13 protein-coding genes are annotated in these 16939 nt (G+C 43.9%); 1 reads left to right on the top strand and 12 read right to left on the bottom strand.

The window, feature by feature from the left end; all coding sequences use genetic code 11:
- Positions 1-18: 18 nt before the first annotated feature.
- The 12 genes from JFC08_RS04025 to rimO all read right to left on the bottom strand — a co-directional run bounded on the left by JFC08_RS04025 (position 19) and on the right by rimO (position 15318).
- Entirely contained in the window at positions 19-1371 is a 1353-nt protein-coding gene (locus JFC08_RS04025; RefSeq protein ID WP_198329786.1) for a sodium-dependent transporter, read from the bottom strand.
- 310 nt (positions 1372-1681) lie between these two features.
- Positions 1682-2461 carry an acyl-ACP--UDP-N-acetylglucosamine O-acyltransferase gene (gene lpxA / locus JFC08_RS04030; protein WP_060490688.1) on the bottom strand — a complete coding sequence of 260 codons (780 nt, stop codon included), beginning with the start codon at positions 2459-2461 and terminating at the stop codon, positions 1682-1684.
- A gap of 202 nt (positions 2462-2663) precedes the next feature.
- Positions 2664-3173 carry a 3-hydroxyacyl-ACP dehydratase FabZ gene (gene fabZ / locus JFC08_RS04035; protein ID WP_045444990.1) on the bottom strand — a complete coding sequence of 170 codons (510 nt, stop codon included), beginning with the start codon at positions 3171-3173 and terminating at the stop codon, positions 2664-2666.
- 72 nt (positions 3174-3245) lie between these two features.
- On the bottom strand, positions 3246-4262 hold the full coding sequence (gene lpxD, locus JFC08_RS04040; protein WP_198329787.1) for a UDP-3-O-(3-hydroxymyristoyl)glucosamine N-acyltransferase: 1017 nt from the start codon (positions 4260-4262) through the stop codon (positions 3246-3248).
- A gap of 146 nt (positions 4263-4408) precedes the next feature.
- A complete protein-coding gene (bamA, locus tag JFC08_RS04045; protein ID WP_198329788.1) occupies positions 4409-6862 on the bottom strand; it encodes an outer membrane protein assembly factor BamA in 2454 nt (817 codons plus the stop codon).
- A 262-nt stretch (positions 6863-7124) separates the two neighbouring features.
- A complete protein-coding gene (gene rseP, locus JFC08_RS04050) occupies positions 7125-8501 on the bottom strand; it encodes an RIP metalloprotease RseP (protein WP_198329789.1) in 1377 nt (458 codons plus the stop codon).
- Between the two features lie 85 nt (positions 8502-8586).
- Complete coding sequence (gene ispC, locus JFC08_RS04055; RefSeq protein ID WP_198329790.1) at positions 8587-9795, bottom strand: 1-deoxy-D-xylulose-5-phosphate reductoisomerase; 1209 nt, start codon at positions 9793-9795, stop codon at positions 8587-8589.
- A 153-nt stretch (positions 9796-9948) separates the two neighbouring features.
- Positions 9949-10758 carry a phosphatidate cytidylyltransferase gene (locus tag JFC08_RS04060; protein ID WP_045451791.1) on the bottom strand — a complete coding sequence of 270 codons (810 nt, stop codon included), beginning with the start codon at positions 10756-10758 and terminating at the stop codon, positions 9949-9951.
- A 201-nt stretch (positions 10759-10959) separates the two neighbouring features.
- Positions 10960-11718 carry a polyprenyl diphosphate synthase gene (gene uppS / locus JFC08_RS04065; protein ID WP_198329791.1) on the bottom strand — a complete coding sequence of 253 codons (759 nt, stop codon included), beginning with the start codon at positions 11716-11718 and terminating at the stop codon, positions 10960-10962.
- Positions 11719-12030: 312 nt separating this feature from the next.
- On the bottom strand, positions 12031-12585 hold the full coding sequence (gene frr / locus JFC08_RS04070; RefSeq protein WP_045451790.1) for a ribosome recycling factor: 555 nt from the start codon (positions 12583-12585) through the stop codon (positions 12031-12033).
- A 171-nt stretch (positions 12586-12756) separates the two neighbouring features.
- A complete protein-coding gene (gene pyrH, locus JFC08_RS04075) occupies positions 12757-13482 on the bottom strand; it encodes a UMP kinase (protein ID WP_045444979.1) in 726 nt (241 codons plus the stop codon).
- Positions 13483-13710: 228 nt separating this feature from the next.
- Positions 13711-15318 carry a 30S ribosomal protein S12 methylthiotransferase RimO gene (gene rimO / locus JFC08_RS04080; protein ID WP_198329792.1) on the bottom strand — a complete coding sequence of 536 codons (1608 nt, stop codon included), beginning with the start codon at positions 15316-15318 and terminating at the stop codon, positions 13711-13713.
- Between the two features lie 135 nt (positions 15319-15453).
- Between rimO and JFC08_RS04085 the strand changes: the two genes are divergently transcribed.
- Positions 15454-16905, top strand: coding sequence for a two-component system sensor histidine kinase NtrB (locus JFC08_RS04085; protein ID WP_198329793.1), 1452 nt, complete (start codon positions 15454-15456; stop codon positions 16903-16905).
- Positions 16906-16939: the final 34 nt, after the last annotated feature.

Below are 16939 nucleotides of genomic sequence, written 5' to 3' on the forward strand. Positions count from 1 at the left end.
ATTTCTAGTTAATCAGTACTAGCCCATTAACGAGGTTACAAATACCACAAGCACGGCAATTGGTGCTACAAACTTAGCAACGATTTGCCATAATTGCCATGCACCATTAGACAGACCAAGCTCTTGCTGAATACTGCGTTGATCCATTCGCCAACCAACGAAAATAATTGCAGCAAGACCAGTTAGCGGGAGAAGGAATTTACTGGTAATTTTATCCAATGCATCAAAGATGCCATTACCCATGATAGTAAAGTCAGACCATAGGTTAAATGATAATAATGCCGCAACACCTAATAGCCAAATCACCGTACTGGCAACGATGGTTGATACCGTACGACTCATCGGTGTACGTTCTTCTAAAAACTCAACGGTTGGCTCAAGCAATGAGATTGATGAGGTAATAGCAGCAAAAGTAATAAGTAAGAAGAACAATGTACCAATGATCGTTCCTGCGCCCATGCTACCAAAAGCGATCGGTAAGCTGACAAAGATAAGACCAGGACCTGAAGCAGGGTCTAGACCATTGCTAAAGATGATTGGGAAGATTGCTAGACCAGCAGCCAAAGCAATAACCGTATCTAAAATCACAACAGTACGGGCAGTTTTTAGTAAGTTCACTTCACGACCCAAATATGAGCCATAAGCAATCATAATACCCATACCAATAGATAGGGTGAAGAATGCATGACCCAATGCTGCAAGCATCACATCGCCAGTCAACTTGCTAAGATCTGGTGTAAAGAGATAAGCCACTGCTTCGCCAAAACCACCGTTTATTACGTTGTAACCAACGATGACGAACAAAATCACGCCGAGTAGTGGCATTAAGACTTTAGCCGTGGTTTCGATACCTTTGGTCACACCAATACCGACAATCAAAGCAGTAATAGCCATAAACACGGTATGCCAAATCGTCAACGTACCTGCTGAAGCCAACATAGCATCAAAGGTCGCAGCAATAGAATCACTGTCTTGACCAATAAAACTGCCTGTACCTGCTTTAGTAATATAGTTGAGTGCCCAGCCGCCAATCACACTATAAAACGATAGAATTAAGAAACCACCTAAAATACCTGACGCACCGATGATGCCCCAACTGCGCGATTTACCTTCACTTGCTGCAACATCCGCAAAAGTGTTGACTGGGTTCTTTTGCCCACGGCGACCAATCAGCCATTCAGCGACTAGAATCGGAAAACCTACCAGCGCGATACAGAATAAATAAGCGATAACGAAAGCTGAACCACCGCTTTCACCGACCATATAGGGAAACTTCCATATGTTTCCCAAACCAACTGCTGAACCAACCGCTGCCAATACGAAGCCAAAACTTGAGCTCCACTGTGCATGTTCTTGTTTATTAATAGCCATTTTTTCCGTCCTCGTGCTTCAATTAACATCACTGATAATCTTCCTTGATTATCATAAATAGCCATGAAAAATATCAGGCTATTCAATAAACACCTCAATGTGAGGCGTCCAGCAACATTAAGAAAGAATTGTTTACAATATCGTAAAGGCTCAGTTTCTGCTAAGCCACCAAAAAAGTCAAGCGCTCATAAACATAAAAAGCCATAACAATTGGTTATGGCTTCTGGTAGTTTTATCTATAACTGACAAGAGTTTGGCTGATTAATGAATGCATACTATATATAATTTTCAGAAAAAGTCAATCGCCGTTCTAGCGCACCACACCACGACGGCTTTTTTGTAGTGAATCAATGAGCAACTGGATTTTCGGCTCTTTTGGTAGCAGCTCATTATTCAAAACCTCAAGCGCTTGCACGGTCGTCAGACCAGATCTAAAAATCATACGATAAGCTTGACGCAATACCTCAATTGTCTCTTTTGACCATCCTTTACGACGCATGCCTTCCACATTGAGACCATGAGTCGTTGCTGGATTTCCAGATACCATGGTAAAGGCGGCTACATCTTTTAGAATCAGACTTGCGCCCCCAATCAAGCTATAGTCATCAACCGTACAAAACTGATGAATACCTGAATTACCGCCAATGATCGTGTGATTACCAATAGTCACATGCCCTGCAACGCCAACATTGTTGGCCAATACATTATGATCGCCAATCACACAATCATGAGCCACATGAGTGTTCACCATCAGTAGATTATGGCTGCCTATCTTAGTGAGCTCACTATCTTGTGCGGTGCCGCGGTGTAAACTACAGGCTTCTCGAATGGTATTATGATCGCCAATCTCAAGCCAAGTACGCTCACCAGCATACTTCAAATCCTGAGGATCTTCGCCAATGCTCGCAAATTGATAAAACTCATTGTGTTGACCAATACGAGTCAATTTGGTAACAACTACATGGCGATGCAGAACCGTGTGAGCGCCAATAGTGACCTCATCACCGACGATACAATACGGACCAATGATAGCAGTCTCATCAATTTGGGCGGACGGTGAGATGAGTGCTGTTGGATGGATCTGACTCATAATGTGGACCTTTGTATGATCTGATGCGAGTAAATGGTAAAACAAATACAGCCAATTTAGTTTTATGAGAAAACCTAAGCATGGCTCTGCTGTTAAATGCGAGTGTCAATTATAATGCTTATGACCCGCTTTGACCTAATTCTTTAGACGCTTTGTTTAAAGAATTAGGTCGGCTACGAGACACAATGGCTATTAGTAAACCTTATTGTTCTTGGCGAGCAATCATTATTTGCGCACTGGCGGCTAGCTCATCGTCAACATGTACAGTGCAGTCAAATTTATAAATACCGCGCTTCTGCATCACTGTTTTAGCACGAATAGTCAGCTGATCACCAGGAATCACTCGACGCTTAAAACGGACTTTATCAACACCTGCAAATAGATATAAATAACCATCTTCTGCGGTTAGACCAGCACTGATAAATCCGAGCACGCCTGAGACCTGAGCCATGCACTCAACCATAAGTACCCCTGGCATAATCGGCTCATCAGGAAAATGACCATTAAAAAACTCTTCATTGATAGTCACATTCTTAATACCCGTAATGCACTCACCAGGCGTACAATCAATAATCTTATCTACTAAAAGAAAAGGATAACGGTGTGGCAAATAATGCTTTAACGTATGATAGGTTAATGGCAGCGTAAGACCTTGCTCAGCTAAGCTTTTCATTTCTTTATCATTCAAAATATCGATATCGGTGCTGCTCATAATGGTGCTTCCTTGCTATGTTTCAAATCGCTATGATTTTACTGTGTTTGTATATATGCATTGATATTTTCGCTAATCACGCCCAAGCTGACGGAAGCGTACAGCTGCCCGTCGCCAGTTAGCTGTCGGCATAGCAGCCGTTCCAGAGGAGTATGAACCAGCGGTTTTGATAGATTTGGTTACCATGGTCATCCCAGATAAAGTGACATCATCTGTAATCTCGATATGACCTGTGATACCGACCGCACCGCCAATAATACAGCGCTTGCCGATACTAGTACTGCCCGCGATACCCGTTTGAGCCGCGATGGCTGTGCCATCACCGATACGCACGTTATGAGCAACTTGTACCAAATTATCAATAATAACGTGATTGCCAATGACCGTATCATCAATGGCACCTCGGTCAATGCAAGTTTGACTACCAATTCGCACATGGTTGCCAATTACGACCCGTCCTAACTGAGCAATACGCTCCCAGCCAGTGGTACTAGGATCTTTTGTTGGTGCAAAACCAAAACCTTCTGCACCCACACTGACACCCGCGTGTAACCTCACATGATCACCAATAACACAATCATGCCCGATCACCACTTGTGATTTAATAACACCATCAGTACCAATAGTCGTATTTTCTTCGATCACCACATGCGCCGCAAGTGAGCTACGCGCACCAATTTGCACATAATCGGCAATCACACAAAAAGGTCCGATATTCACCTGCTCACCAATGACCGCACTATCAGCAATCACAGCGCTAGGATGAATACCACCAGACAGTGACTCACGAGCAAACAACTGGCTAGCACCAGCATAAGCTAAGTATGGGCTTGCGACGACTAACGCTATCGCTGTGGCGGGCACTTGATCGCGATATTCTGCAGTAACCAATACAGCCCCTGCCTCGCTGATAGCCAGACTAGAAATATAATGAGGATCGGCCAAAAAGCTTAACTGATTATGACCAGCCGTGGTCAAACTACCAATACTGCTGAATTTTTGACGTAACTGTTCGGCGCTGATTTCAGCCTTATTAGTGATGGGCTGACGCTGCTCAATCCGAGTGATAAGTTGCTCAATCGTTATCATAGTGACTATTAATATAAATATTATTATGAATAAGACAATCGCCAAGCTGAACAATCACCTTGGCGATCTACTAATATCTAACAGATGCTGCGTTCATTCAATTAGCTGCTATGGTTAACGACATGAACGCAAACAATCATGCTACGTTAGAACGTATTACCAATCTGGAACTGAACTTTTTCAGTTTCATCGCCTTCTTTATCACCGATAGGTACAGCATAACTTAATGAAATTGGACCAATTGGCGTATACCAGGTTATACCTGCACCCGCACTAAAGCGCATACTATTGTCTTGCGTCAGCAATGGAATATCAACAGGATTGCCATCTTTATCCACAGGGCGGTTACCAGTATTAGGATTAATAAAGTTACGATCTTCTTTATCCGAGGTATCAAATACCTGACCACCTTCGGCAAACAATACTGGACGCACTTGATCTGCCCAATCACCCTTAAACGGCATTGGCAAAATTAGCTCACTACCGAAGCTGACTAGCGCATTGCCACCGACCTCTTCTGCTAAAAAGGTTTGATTAGTTGGATCATTGACTGCATCATAATACGTTTGTGATTTTGGCCCAAGTGTTGAGGCCTCATAACCACGTACAGAGCCATAGCCACCAGCGTAAAAGTTTTCATAAAATGGCAAATCATTACCATAACCAAGCTTAGTATAACCGCGTGCTACCCAGTCTTTGTATAAAGGATAATAGATGTTGCCGCTATAAATAAGTTTTTGATAGTTGGTATCACCCAAGCCAATGGTGGCATCGACCGTATGGCTCATACCTTTGGTCGGAAACACTGGACGATCTAAGGTGCTGTAGTCCCAGCCAAACAGTAGGTTATAAGTATTGTAATCATTTTTGAAGCCTGTGCGTCCAGAAGCCTCATTGTCATCATTGACAAAGTTCTCAAACGTACCGCCATCATCAATAATTTGCTGAACGTTTGATATACCTAAGAAGCGACCACCACGTACTGAAGTGTTATCAACATTCAAACCGGCACTAACGCGTTTGGTTTCATCAACAGGATAACTATAGTTCAGCGTAGCACCATAAGAATCGGTGACATAGTTACTGACGTTTCTATCATCGTATTTCGTTTCACGATAATAGGCACTAAGACCTTGTGAGACGCCGTTTTCGGTAAAGTACGGATCGGTATAACCCAAGCTATAAGAATCACGGGTTTCTGAGCGTGATAGTGCCGCTTTCACACGGTTACCTGTACCCATAAAGTTGTTTTGTGTTAGATCTAACTGGAAAGTCACACCGCCGCTTTGCGAGTAACCCGCGGCAATCGTTGAACTACCAGAAGGCTGCTCTTCAACCGTATAATTGATGTCTACTTGGTCTGGTTGGTTCGGTACTGGTTTTACATCAACGTTGACGGCTTTAAAGAAGCCAGTACGCATCAGACGTGTCCGTGACAACTGGATTTTGTCACTAGTTGCCAATGCGCCTTCTAATTGACGCATTTCACGGCGCAGTACTTCGTCTTGAGTTTTGATGTTACCAGTAAAATTAATACGACGAACATAAATAGGACGTGCAGGATCGATGAAATAATCGATATCCACTACTTTAGTCTCGTCATTGATACGTGGTACTGGTCTCACCTGCGCCAAATAATAGCCTTCATTACCGTAACGACTCTTAAGTGCCGCGGTGGTTTCATCGAGCTTGGCTTGCGAGTATTTTTCATTAGGTGCAAAAGTCACCAACTCTGTTAGTTCATTGTTCTCAAAAGTCGGCTTACCTAAGAAATTCACTTCGCCAAACTGATATTGTTCGCCTTCGCTTAGACTCACTTCGATAAACACACTGCTCTTATCTTCACTGATGTTGAGCACCGCATTATCTACTGCAAAACGTACATAACCATCGTTTTGGTAAAGCGCTTTTAGATTCTCTAAACTGGCAGCCAGCTTTTCTTTGGCATAACGATCAGACTTTGACAGCAGACGTGTCCACGAAGACTCTTTTACCGCAAAAACGTCTTTGATTTCTTCATCACTAAAGTGTTTATTGCCAATGATATTAATATCGACCACTTTGGCAGGTTTGCCTTCGACAAAACGCACGTCGAGCTTGACGCGATTGCCATCAAGTAACGTTTGATCCACCTCGATATTGCTGTTGTAATAGCCTTGGCTGATATATTGCTGCTGTAGCTCATTGGCGACGCCTTGTAGTGTGGCTTGTTTCAGCACATTACCGGCAGACAGACCAGCATTGTCCAGCCCTTGCTCTAGCCCTTCTTTTGGAATGAGCTTATTGCCCTCAAAATTGACTTCAGCAATCGTTGGGCGCTCAACGACATCAAACCGTAGCTGTCCACCTTCGATACGGCTTTGAATATCAGCAAAATTTTCGGTCGCATAAAGCGCCTTAATACTGGCTGCTAAACTACTGTCATTTACCGTATCCCCTACCGAAATAGGTAGAACCGGATAGAGGCTATCGGGGGTTAAACGTTGCAAACCATTGAAACCGATGTCAGTGACTACAAATTCTGCAGCCTGTACTGGCATACTCATCATCGCTACAACTAACGGCAACCCTGCCGCGCTCATAAATAAAGGCGTACGCATAAACACTATCCGTCAATAAAAAACTTGCTTAAGTTAAGTTAAAAAGCCCATATTGTCTAGCGCATCTCGCATGAAATTTAAGCGCATACGCAGCAGACTCAGAACACTTTATATAAAATGCATCACAAAATAAACTAAAAATTACGTTTAGTACAGAGGCCATGATACAGAGCATGCTACCTATCATGGTCATAATCATCCCATAATAGGCGTAAAACCATTAGTATCTCGTGCCTTATCGATCATATTAGCGATTCGCTGGTCAAAACAGCCGACTGATATCATTACCAATTGCTAACACCATGAAACCTGCCAGCAAGAGTAAACCGATATTTAGTCCAATCATTTGCACCCCTTCCGAGAGTGGCTTACCGCGAATCAATTCAATAAGATAATACACAATATGACCGCCATCCAACACAGGAATGGGTAAAAGATTGAGTACAGCAAGACTCAAACTAATCAAAGCCGCCGTCGATAACACCATCTGCCAACTGATATCAAAACTCTGTTTGGCCACTTTAGCGATGGTAATCGGACCTGACAAATTGTCCAAACCAATCATGCCTGATAGCATCTTACCCATTGAGCTGACAGTCATCACTGCGAGCTGTTCAGTTTTCTCAAATGATTTCACCAATGACTCACCAGGGCCATAGACTACAGTGGTCTTGTAAGCGTCAGGAATAACAATTTCGGACTGTGCCACCATAGCACCAATTTGCCCATAATCGTTACCCAAATTGTCTTTTTTACCTTGCGGCATAATCTGTAATTGCACAGATTTACCATCACGCAATACTGTGAAGTTAAGCAAAGTTTCAGGACTGTCGCGGATGATACGAGTAGCACTGAGCCAATCTTTAATTGGTTGATCATTGATAGCAATAATACGATCGCCTACTTTTAGTCCTTGGCGACTGGCGGCACCATCAGCGGTCAAGTCACCTACTATCGGTGCAATATCTGGTTGCCATGGCAGCATGCCAAAGCTGGTCAACGCATCTTTACGTTGCGCGCTGCCTTGCATAAACTGAGTTACGGGCGCTTGATAAGTTTTGATCGCATTATCAGCTTGTGCCTCTGATTGCAGAGTAATACTGACATTGTCCGTCTCGCCCATCCGTCCAGCAAGCCGATAGTTGATGCCTTCCCACGTTTGTACCTCATGCCCATCAATCGCAACGATTTTGTCGCCAACTGGCAGCTGTGCCATAGCAGCAGGCGTATCAGGTAATACCTGCCCAATCTTCGTCGCCAGCTGCTCTGATGGTGTCATAAACAACACCCAAAACAGCGCAATAGCAATGATAAAGTTCATGATAGGACCAGCGGCGACAATCGCAATCTTTTTTAGTGGATGCTGACGATTAAACGCCAAATGTTGCTCAGCTTTTGCTACCTCACCTTCGCGCTCATCGAGCATTTTGACATAACCACCAAGTGGCAAAGCAGAAATACGATAATCAATACCGCTTTTTTTGCTCGTCCAGCCAAAGAGTTTGGGACCAAACCCGATAGAATAGGTCAAGACTTTAACGCCGCAAAGACGAGCGACGATATAGTGTCCCCACTCATGTAAGGCAATAAGCGGACCTAAGACAAATATTGCCGCAAGGAGCGTTAATAAAAACGTCATGATCTTTTCTCAGTATGGTTTCTCAGTATGGTTTCTCAGCATCTTTTATTAACATCATTTTTTAACGACGCAGTTATTGATACATTTATACCAACTTTGCCACAAGTTTTTCTGTAAGGTGACGTGCTATTTTATCAATTGCTAGTATATCTTCTATATCAGCCGTTTCATTTAACGGTGGCAGCTGTATGTCATTTAATGCTTGCTCATTGATATCAGCAATGTCGGTCAGGCGAATTTTTCCAGCCAAAAATGCCGCCACGGCAATTTCATTCGCCGCATTTAAGACAATCGTCGCTTGTGTGCCCGCTTGCATCGCCTGTCTTGCCAAACGCAAACAGGCGAATTTTTGCAAGTCAGGCTCAATAAACTCTAAGCCGCTGAGCGCAAATAAATCCAAAGGCTGCGAGCCACTCTCAATACGATCAGGATAACTGAGCGCATGGGCAATGGGCGTTTTCATATCGGGACTGCCGAGCTGCGCCAAAAAGCTACCATCGCTATATTCTACCATTGAGTGAATGATACTTTGTGGATGAATCACCACATTTATCTTATTTTCAGGCAAATCAAACAAATGGCAGGCTTCAATCAACTCAAGCCCTTTATTCATCATCGTAGCTGAATCGACGGATATCTTTTGACCCATTGACCAATTTGGATGTTTGACCGCTTCAGCGACGCTCGCGTGCTGCATTTGCGCAAACGATTTTTGCAAAAACGGCCCACCAGAGGCCGTTAACCATAGCTTACGCACGCCGTGGTTTGGCTGATGAATTTGGGTATTGTCCTGCTGAATAGCCAGTGGTAAACACTGAAAAATAGCATTGTGCTCCGAGTCAAGCGGCAGCAAAGTAGCGTTATGCGTTTTGACCGTATTAATCATCACTTGTCCTGCCATCACCAGCGCTTCTTTATTGGCTAGTAAAATACGCTTACCTGCACGAGCAGCGGCTAAAGTAGAAGGCAGACCAGCTGCGCCTACGATCGCAGCGACAACGGTATCCGTCTGCGAATCAGTGGCAATATCAACCAGCCCTGCTTCGCCGCCTACCACATCGATGTCAAGATCTACCGCACGAAGTCGCTGGGCAAAATCATCGACTGCGGCGGTCGGTACGCTCACGCGCTTTGGCAAAAACTGCTGGCAAAGTGCAAACAGTTTGTCTAAACGGTGATAGCCTGACAGAGCGTAGACCATGTAAAGCTGTGGTTGCGCCGCTAATATTGCTAACGTGCTATCGCCAATCGAACCTGTCGCGCCTAGTACGGCGATGCGTTGCGTCATAACCATCGGTGCCTGTAAATGATACTATAAAAAATTAAATAAGAAATCGATAAAACGTCTGATAAATAAGAGATAGACGATATCCAGTGTATTGATTAGTCACTCATCTTAACTACTATAATTAGGGCGTATCATCGTCTATGAATTATTTTTTCAGTCCTAAACCACTATCAAACCTAACTGCTGTATCGCCCAAAAACCAAGCGCAAATATCGGTGTGGCAGAGAGCAGTGAGTCGATACGGTCAAGCACGCCGCCATGCCCTGGTAAAATCGTTCCTGAATCTTTGACATCAGCGCGGCGCTTAAGCATCGACTCAAATAAATCGCCAAGTACCGAGGCTAAAATGGTCAAGGCTGATAATGCTACAAATGCGACTAACGGCACACCCGTCAATTGCAACTTAAATACACTGATGGCAATGACCACGAGCAGACCAGTGACCAAACCACCAGCCAGTCCTTCCATACTTTTATTGGGTGAGACGTTCGGTGCCATTTTGCGGCGACCAAGCTTACGCCCCACAAAATAAGCGCCACTATCTGCGCACCAGACTAAAAGGAACACATAGAGCAACCACCATGCTGACAGTTGCCACAAATAAAACATCGCCGTAATCGATGCGGTCAATATCACCGCACCCATCAATGCCAGTTTTTTGCCATACCAATTGGTATGAGTCGGGAACACTCGCACCCAAGACAGCGCCATTAGCCATATAGCCAGTGAAGCCACCCACCAAAACAGCCATGTCACTTTAAACATGAGTGATACTAGGGTCAACACCAAAACCAATAGCACAAACAGCGCAGGATGACGCCACTTAGGCATCAACTTAGTCCATTCGTGAGCGGCAATAATGACGCCAATCGCTAACAGCGGTGCAAATAAAATAGGGGTTTGGCTCGCAAACATTGCAATACCAACGATAATAACGAGAACAACTGCCGTCTTAATTCGTTGCCACATACTTATTGAGCCTTATAATAATGAAAAACGCATGGTCAAAACGTGCATTATAGCAGCTAATCTACAATAGCCCACTAATAGCAGTTGACGCTTATTGACGCGGTTTATTATTTCACAAACAAGCAATATTAACTACTTATACGATAGCGGCTTTGTAAGAGCTTTTTCCTTTACAAAATAACAGGTAAATGCTTAACACCATTAACGACTTGCTTGCTCTATCACTATCTGCTCACTGGTTTTGCCAAAACGGCGCTGCCGCTGAGCGAACTCTTTTACCATTGCTGCCAACTCATCAGCTGCAAAATTCGGCCATAATGTCTGGGTAAAGAATAGCTCAGCATAGGCTGACTGCCACAATAAAAAGTTAGAAATTCGGTATTCACCGCCTGTGCGTATCAGCATATCTACTGCTGGTGCATCTGCTAATTGCACATAGTTACCGAGCAATTCTTTATTAATATCATCAGCACGTAACTGACCAGCCTCTACTTGCTGCGCCAGCTGTTTTGCCGCATGGGCAATATCCCATTGCCCACCATAACTGATAGCGATGACTAGAGTCATGGCTTTAAAGTCTGCTGTTTTTGCTTCAGCGTCCGCCATCAATGCTTGCAAATCATCACTCAGCTGACTGCGGTCACCAATAAAACGTAGACGAATACGATACTCATTCATGCGTGGTATTTGCTCATGAATGGTTGAGGCTAACAGTTGCATGAGTAGTGCCACCTCACTGGGCGGGCGTTGCCAATTCTCACTAGAAAATGCAAATACCGTTAATACTTCGATACCCGTATTAACGCAATACTCGACGATAGGATCGAGTGCATCTTTGCCAGCCACATGCCCTTGGCCTTTGCCCAAATCATTGGCTTTACCATAACGATTGTTGCCATCCATGATGATAGCGATATGGCGTGGAATAAGATCAGAAGCCAAAAAGGCTGAAGTGGACATAGGCGAAAGTGCTTATTGTTAAGGTAAAATAATAATAACGGCTGCGATAACGATTAGAAAGCGTCATAACCATAATTCACAAACTTATCATAAACCTGTCTATGGGCGTGATTTAGTTTGCAAGATAGCGCTTATAAAATACAGTTTACAAATCTGAGAAAGCCTATTGCCGTATCCGATTGATATAACATTGACGCTATTATCGGTACCGTCTACACAATAATAAGCAGCCAATAGTACTGACAGATTGGCTGCTTATTATAAGGATATGACATAACGAATTTTTTCTAAAATGATCGAAAAACCAGTGCTTTATACGTCCATCAAGTCAGTTTCTTTTTTGCTCAAACGTTTATCGATGGTTTCGATATACTTGTCAGTGATTTTTTGAATATCATCACTCGCGCGGCGCTCGTCGTCTTCTGAGATCTCTTTTTCTTTGGCCAATTCTTTGATGTCATTCATCATGTCACGGCGAATATTACGGATAGAAACACGGCTACTTTCTGCTTCTCCACGCGCAAGCTTTTGCATGTCGCGGCGTGTCTCTTCTGTCAATGCTGGCATTGGCACACGAATCACATCGGCGGTCACTGGGTTGAGACCCAAATCTGCTTCGCGAATGGCCTTGTCAATTGCTTGTACCATGGTACGGTCAAACGGCTGAACCATGAGCGTACGTGAGTCTTCAACGTTGACACTCGCCACTTGATTCAAAGGTGTAGGCGACCCGTAGTAGCTAACCATCACGCCTGACAACATACCCGGATGTGCACGCCCTGTACGGACTTTGCTAAAAGTGCTCTCAAGCGCTTCCAAGGTTTTTTGCATACGCGCTTCGCCGTCTTGCTTAATCTCTTTGATCATTAGATATCCTTATTTATCGCTATCGATAAATCATTCATTTGTTAGTAAATATACGGGTGTTCACTACTAATTATTAGCGCTGGTAGTTATTAACGACTGGTCTAATTTTAATGACTGGTATTCTCGTATTAATATTTAGAGCGTTCAGAGCGTTTAAAGTATTCAGGCAAATCAGTGATAAACGCGTGTGCCTTCATTTTCGCCCATAATGACGTTTAATAATGCATTAGGCTTGGTCATATCAAACACTTGTAGCGGCACGTTGTGCTCACGGCATAAGGCAATGGCAGTTAAATCCATCACGCCAAGTTTTTGCTCTAATACTTCATCAAAAGTTAAACCATCATATTTAACTGCATCGTCATGTAAGCTTGGGTCTTTGTCATAAACGCCATCAACTTTGGTGGCTTTTAAAATCAAGCCAGCTTCGATCTCGATACCGCGTAAGCAAGCAGCCGTATCAGTGGTAAAGAAAGGGTTGCCCGTACCAGCAACAAAGATACATACTTCGCCATTTTTGAGATAGCGAATGGCATTGCGACTGCTATAGCTTTCGGTCACTTCACCAATTGGCAAGGCTGACATCAGGCGAGTTTTAATATTGCGGCGCTCAAGCGCATCACGCATCGCCAGACCGTTCATAACGGTTGCTAACATACCCATTTGATCACCAGTCACACGACCGACTAAGCCTTCTTGTTGCAACTGCGCGCCGCGATATAAGTTACCGCCGCCGACCACGATACCGACTTGAACACCAAGACCACGCAAATGGGCGATAGACAAGCTCATCTTATCGAGCACTTCGCTATCAATTCCCATCTCTTTGCCACCAGCTAAGGCTTCACCAGAGAGTTTCAGCAAGATACGAGAGTAACGCGGATTTTTGTCAGACATGAGGTCACCTTGTTAGCATTAAATTATAATTAAAATGAGCGGTAAAACACAAATAGAGTTTGCCTTCGAATTTACTCGAAGTGTCATCACCGAGGTACTATATAGGAAGCACCGCAACTGATGACAAACGTGTAAAAAAGCTAAATTGCGCTAATTGTAGCAAAAACTGCCCGCGATTGGGCAATTTTCACTCGTATATTGTAGTAACTAATCAGCTACAGTGACTGCTTAGCCTTTGTAACTGGCAAACAAATCATATTCGCTAGCGTCGTCAATCGTAACCGTTAGGAATTGTCCGACTTTAACTTGAGCGGTAATCTCATCAACGTAGACATGACCGTCAATCTCTGGTGCGTCAGCATAGCTACGACAAATTGCAACACCCTCTTCACTATCGATTTCATCGACCAATACCATCAAGGTTTTACCGACTTTCTCTTGTAGCTTTTGCGCTGAGATGTCTTGTTGCAGCGTCATCAAACGCTCATAGCGTTCTTGCTTAATCTCTTCTGGCACATGATTTGGCAGGTCATTAGCCACTGCGCCTTCGACTTCTGAATAGGTAAACGCACCAACGCGATCAAGGCGAGCTTCTACTAACCAATCAAGCAAGCATTGAAAATCTTCTTCTGTCTCGCCAGGGAAGCCCACAACGAAGGTTGAGCGAATGACGATATCAGGGCAAATCTCACGCCATGCATGGATACGTGCCAAGGTATTTTCGCTATGCGCTGGGCGTTTCATCGCTTTTAGGATGCGATGGCTAGCATGTTGGAACGGAATATCGAGATAAGGCAGTAGCTTCTTCTCGCCCATTAGCTCAACCACTTTATCGACATGCGGATACGGATAGACATAATGCAAGCGCACCCAAATGCCTAAATCATTTAAGGCTTGGCACAAGTCATAAAACTTCGACTTCAGCGGCATACCATTCCAAAAACTGGTCTTATATTTCAAATCCAGTCCATAAGCAGAGGTATCTTGCGAAATAATAAGCAATTCTTTCACGCCAGCATTTTTCAGCGCCAGCGCTTCATTCATCACGCTATCAATCGGACGTGAAACCAAGTCTCCACGTAAGCTTGGAATGATGCAGAAAGTGCAACGATGGTTACAGCCCTCTGAGATTTTTAGATAAGCATAATGGCTTGGCGTCAATTTGATACCCGCCTCATTAATCAAATCTATCTTTGGATCATAACCAGCGTCCTGACTGCGGTCAGGCTTGGGCACATGCAGCGAAACGGCTCTAATGACTTCATCATAAGCATGAGCGCCAGTTACTGCCAATACAGCGGGATGCATTTCACGGATTTTATCTGCTTCTTTACCCAAGCAACCTGTGACGATGACTTTACCGTTTTTGCTAATCGCTTCGCCGATGGCATCAAGCGACTCTTGTACTGCTGACTCAATAAAACCGCAAGTATTAACGACAACTAAATCTGCACCTTCGTAATCACTCGCCACTTGATAACCATCACGGCTAAGCTCAGTGATGATGCGCTCACTATCGACCAAGGCTTTTGGGCAACCTAGTGACACAAACCCAATCTTTGGCGCTGCGTTCACTGGCGCATTTTCAGTCGATAAAGCACCTGAAGTCACATCGCTGCTTTGCTCAATGCTACGGTTTTGATTGTGATTGGCTTTATGATGGTAAGGTTGGTTAGTGTTTGCTTGACTAACATCTGCCTGATTGTCTTGTGCTATATTTGGTTTGGCAGGATTAAAAACGGTGGCAGTGTCTTTTAACATAGAATCTGTTGGCGTAGAAGTTGACGGTGAGGTAGTAACAGTCGTATTAACCGACTCGGTAGAAGTGTTGGGCATGGCTGACCTTGCTAGAGATAAATTGGCTGTGCGCATTGTACGTTTTTTTTGCAAAAATCGCCAGTTTTGCCGCTCTATAGTGTTGATTTATGGTTAAATATTATATCGCGTCTTTTTTTATTCTAGGCAATAGCCATGACAACCCATTTGACAACCGTAAAACCGACACCTGACTTAGCATTCATGTCACAGCATTTGTTCACCGCTATTTTATGGATCAATGATGATTTATCGATCACTTGGCTAAATGCCCAAGCCGAACAACTACTCGCTATTAGTAGTGGACGCTTACTGGGTCAGTCTATATTGACCCTGCTTGCATCCGAAGCATCCAAAGCATCCAAAACGTTGAAATCAGCCGATAGCAATTATGACAGTGATAACCATGACAACCATGACAACCATGACAACCATATAACTGTCGATAAAAGTAGTGGTGAAGATATCCATGAACAACCGTGCTCTTTGAAAGAACGATTTCAGCAAGCAAAGCAGTATCAACAACCCTTTATCGATCATGATCACCTTATCAGCACACCGCTAAATGGTAATTTATCATTCTCGGTTGATTATAGCGTGACCCCTGTCATTTATGAGCAGCAACCTTATTTTATTATTGAGATGTGGGGTAAGGATCGCCAAAGTCGCATATCAGAGGAACAACGCCAGCAGCAACAATATAATGTTGCCCGTCATATGCTGCGCTCGGTCGCTCATGAAATCAAAAATCCGCTTGCCGGTATTCGCGGGGCGGCGCAATTATTACAGCGGCAATTCATCAAATTCAGTGACACCTCGCCTCTTAATAGTGCTCCTCCTGCTATTATTGGTACAAACCCTATGGTAAACCCGAATAGCCATCTGCAAAAAACGGCTGAAAAACTGCGCAATTATACTGATATCATCATCTCAGAAACGGACCGTCTAACCCATCTTATTGGGAAATTCCTTGGCTCCAATCAATTACCAAATTGGCAAACGCTAAATATCCATGAGCCACTGGAGCATGTTTTATCTTTGGTCGTCAATCAATATCCGCAAGTGACGCTACAGCGCGATTATGACTTGTCATTGCCTGAGTTATGCGCTGATAAAGATCAGCTGATACAAGTGTTTTTAAATCTGATTAATAATGCCTGTGAATCGATGACTGAGTTTGAGCAAACGCTGCAGCAAAGAGAGTTGTCCGAGCCTAAGGTGCAACAACCTGTCACTTCACAAACGAGTAATAACGACAGCACCAGTTATAAGCCAACACTGCACATTCAAACCCGCATTGCCTTTCAACATACCATTGCTGGGCAACAGCACAAGCAAGTGCTACAAATCAATATTGCCGATAACGGTTCAGGCATTGATCCTGCATTGATCGGACAGATATTTTTCCCAATGGTGACCAGCCGTGCCGCAGGGACGGGGCTAGGATTGTCTATCGTGCAAGATATCATCAGTCATCACCATGGTATGATTGACGTAAGCTCCCAGCTATCAAAAAGCCTTAACGACAGTGTCAAAAATAATCATAACCATCAACACACCAGTTTTACGCTGTACTTGCCTTTCAATCAGCCATCGCACCATGCTTAAAACAGCCAGCACCCAAGGCTTAGAAACCATGACC

This window comes from Psychrobacter cibarius, from assembly GCF_016107535.1.
Lineage (GTDB): Bacteria > Pseudomonadota > Gammaproteobacteria > Pseudomonadales > Moraxellaceae > Psychrobacter > Psychrobacter cibarius.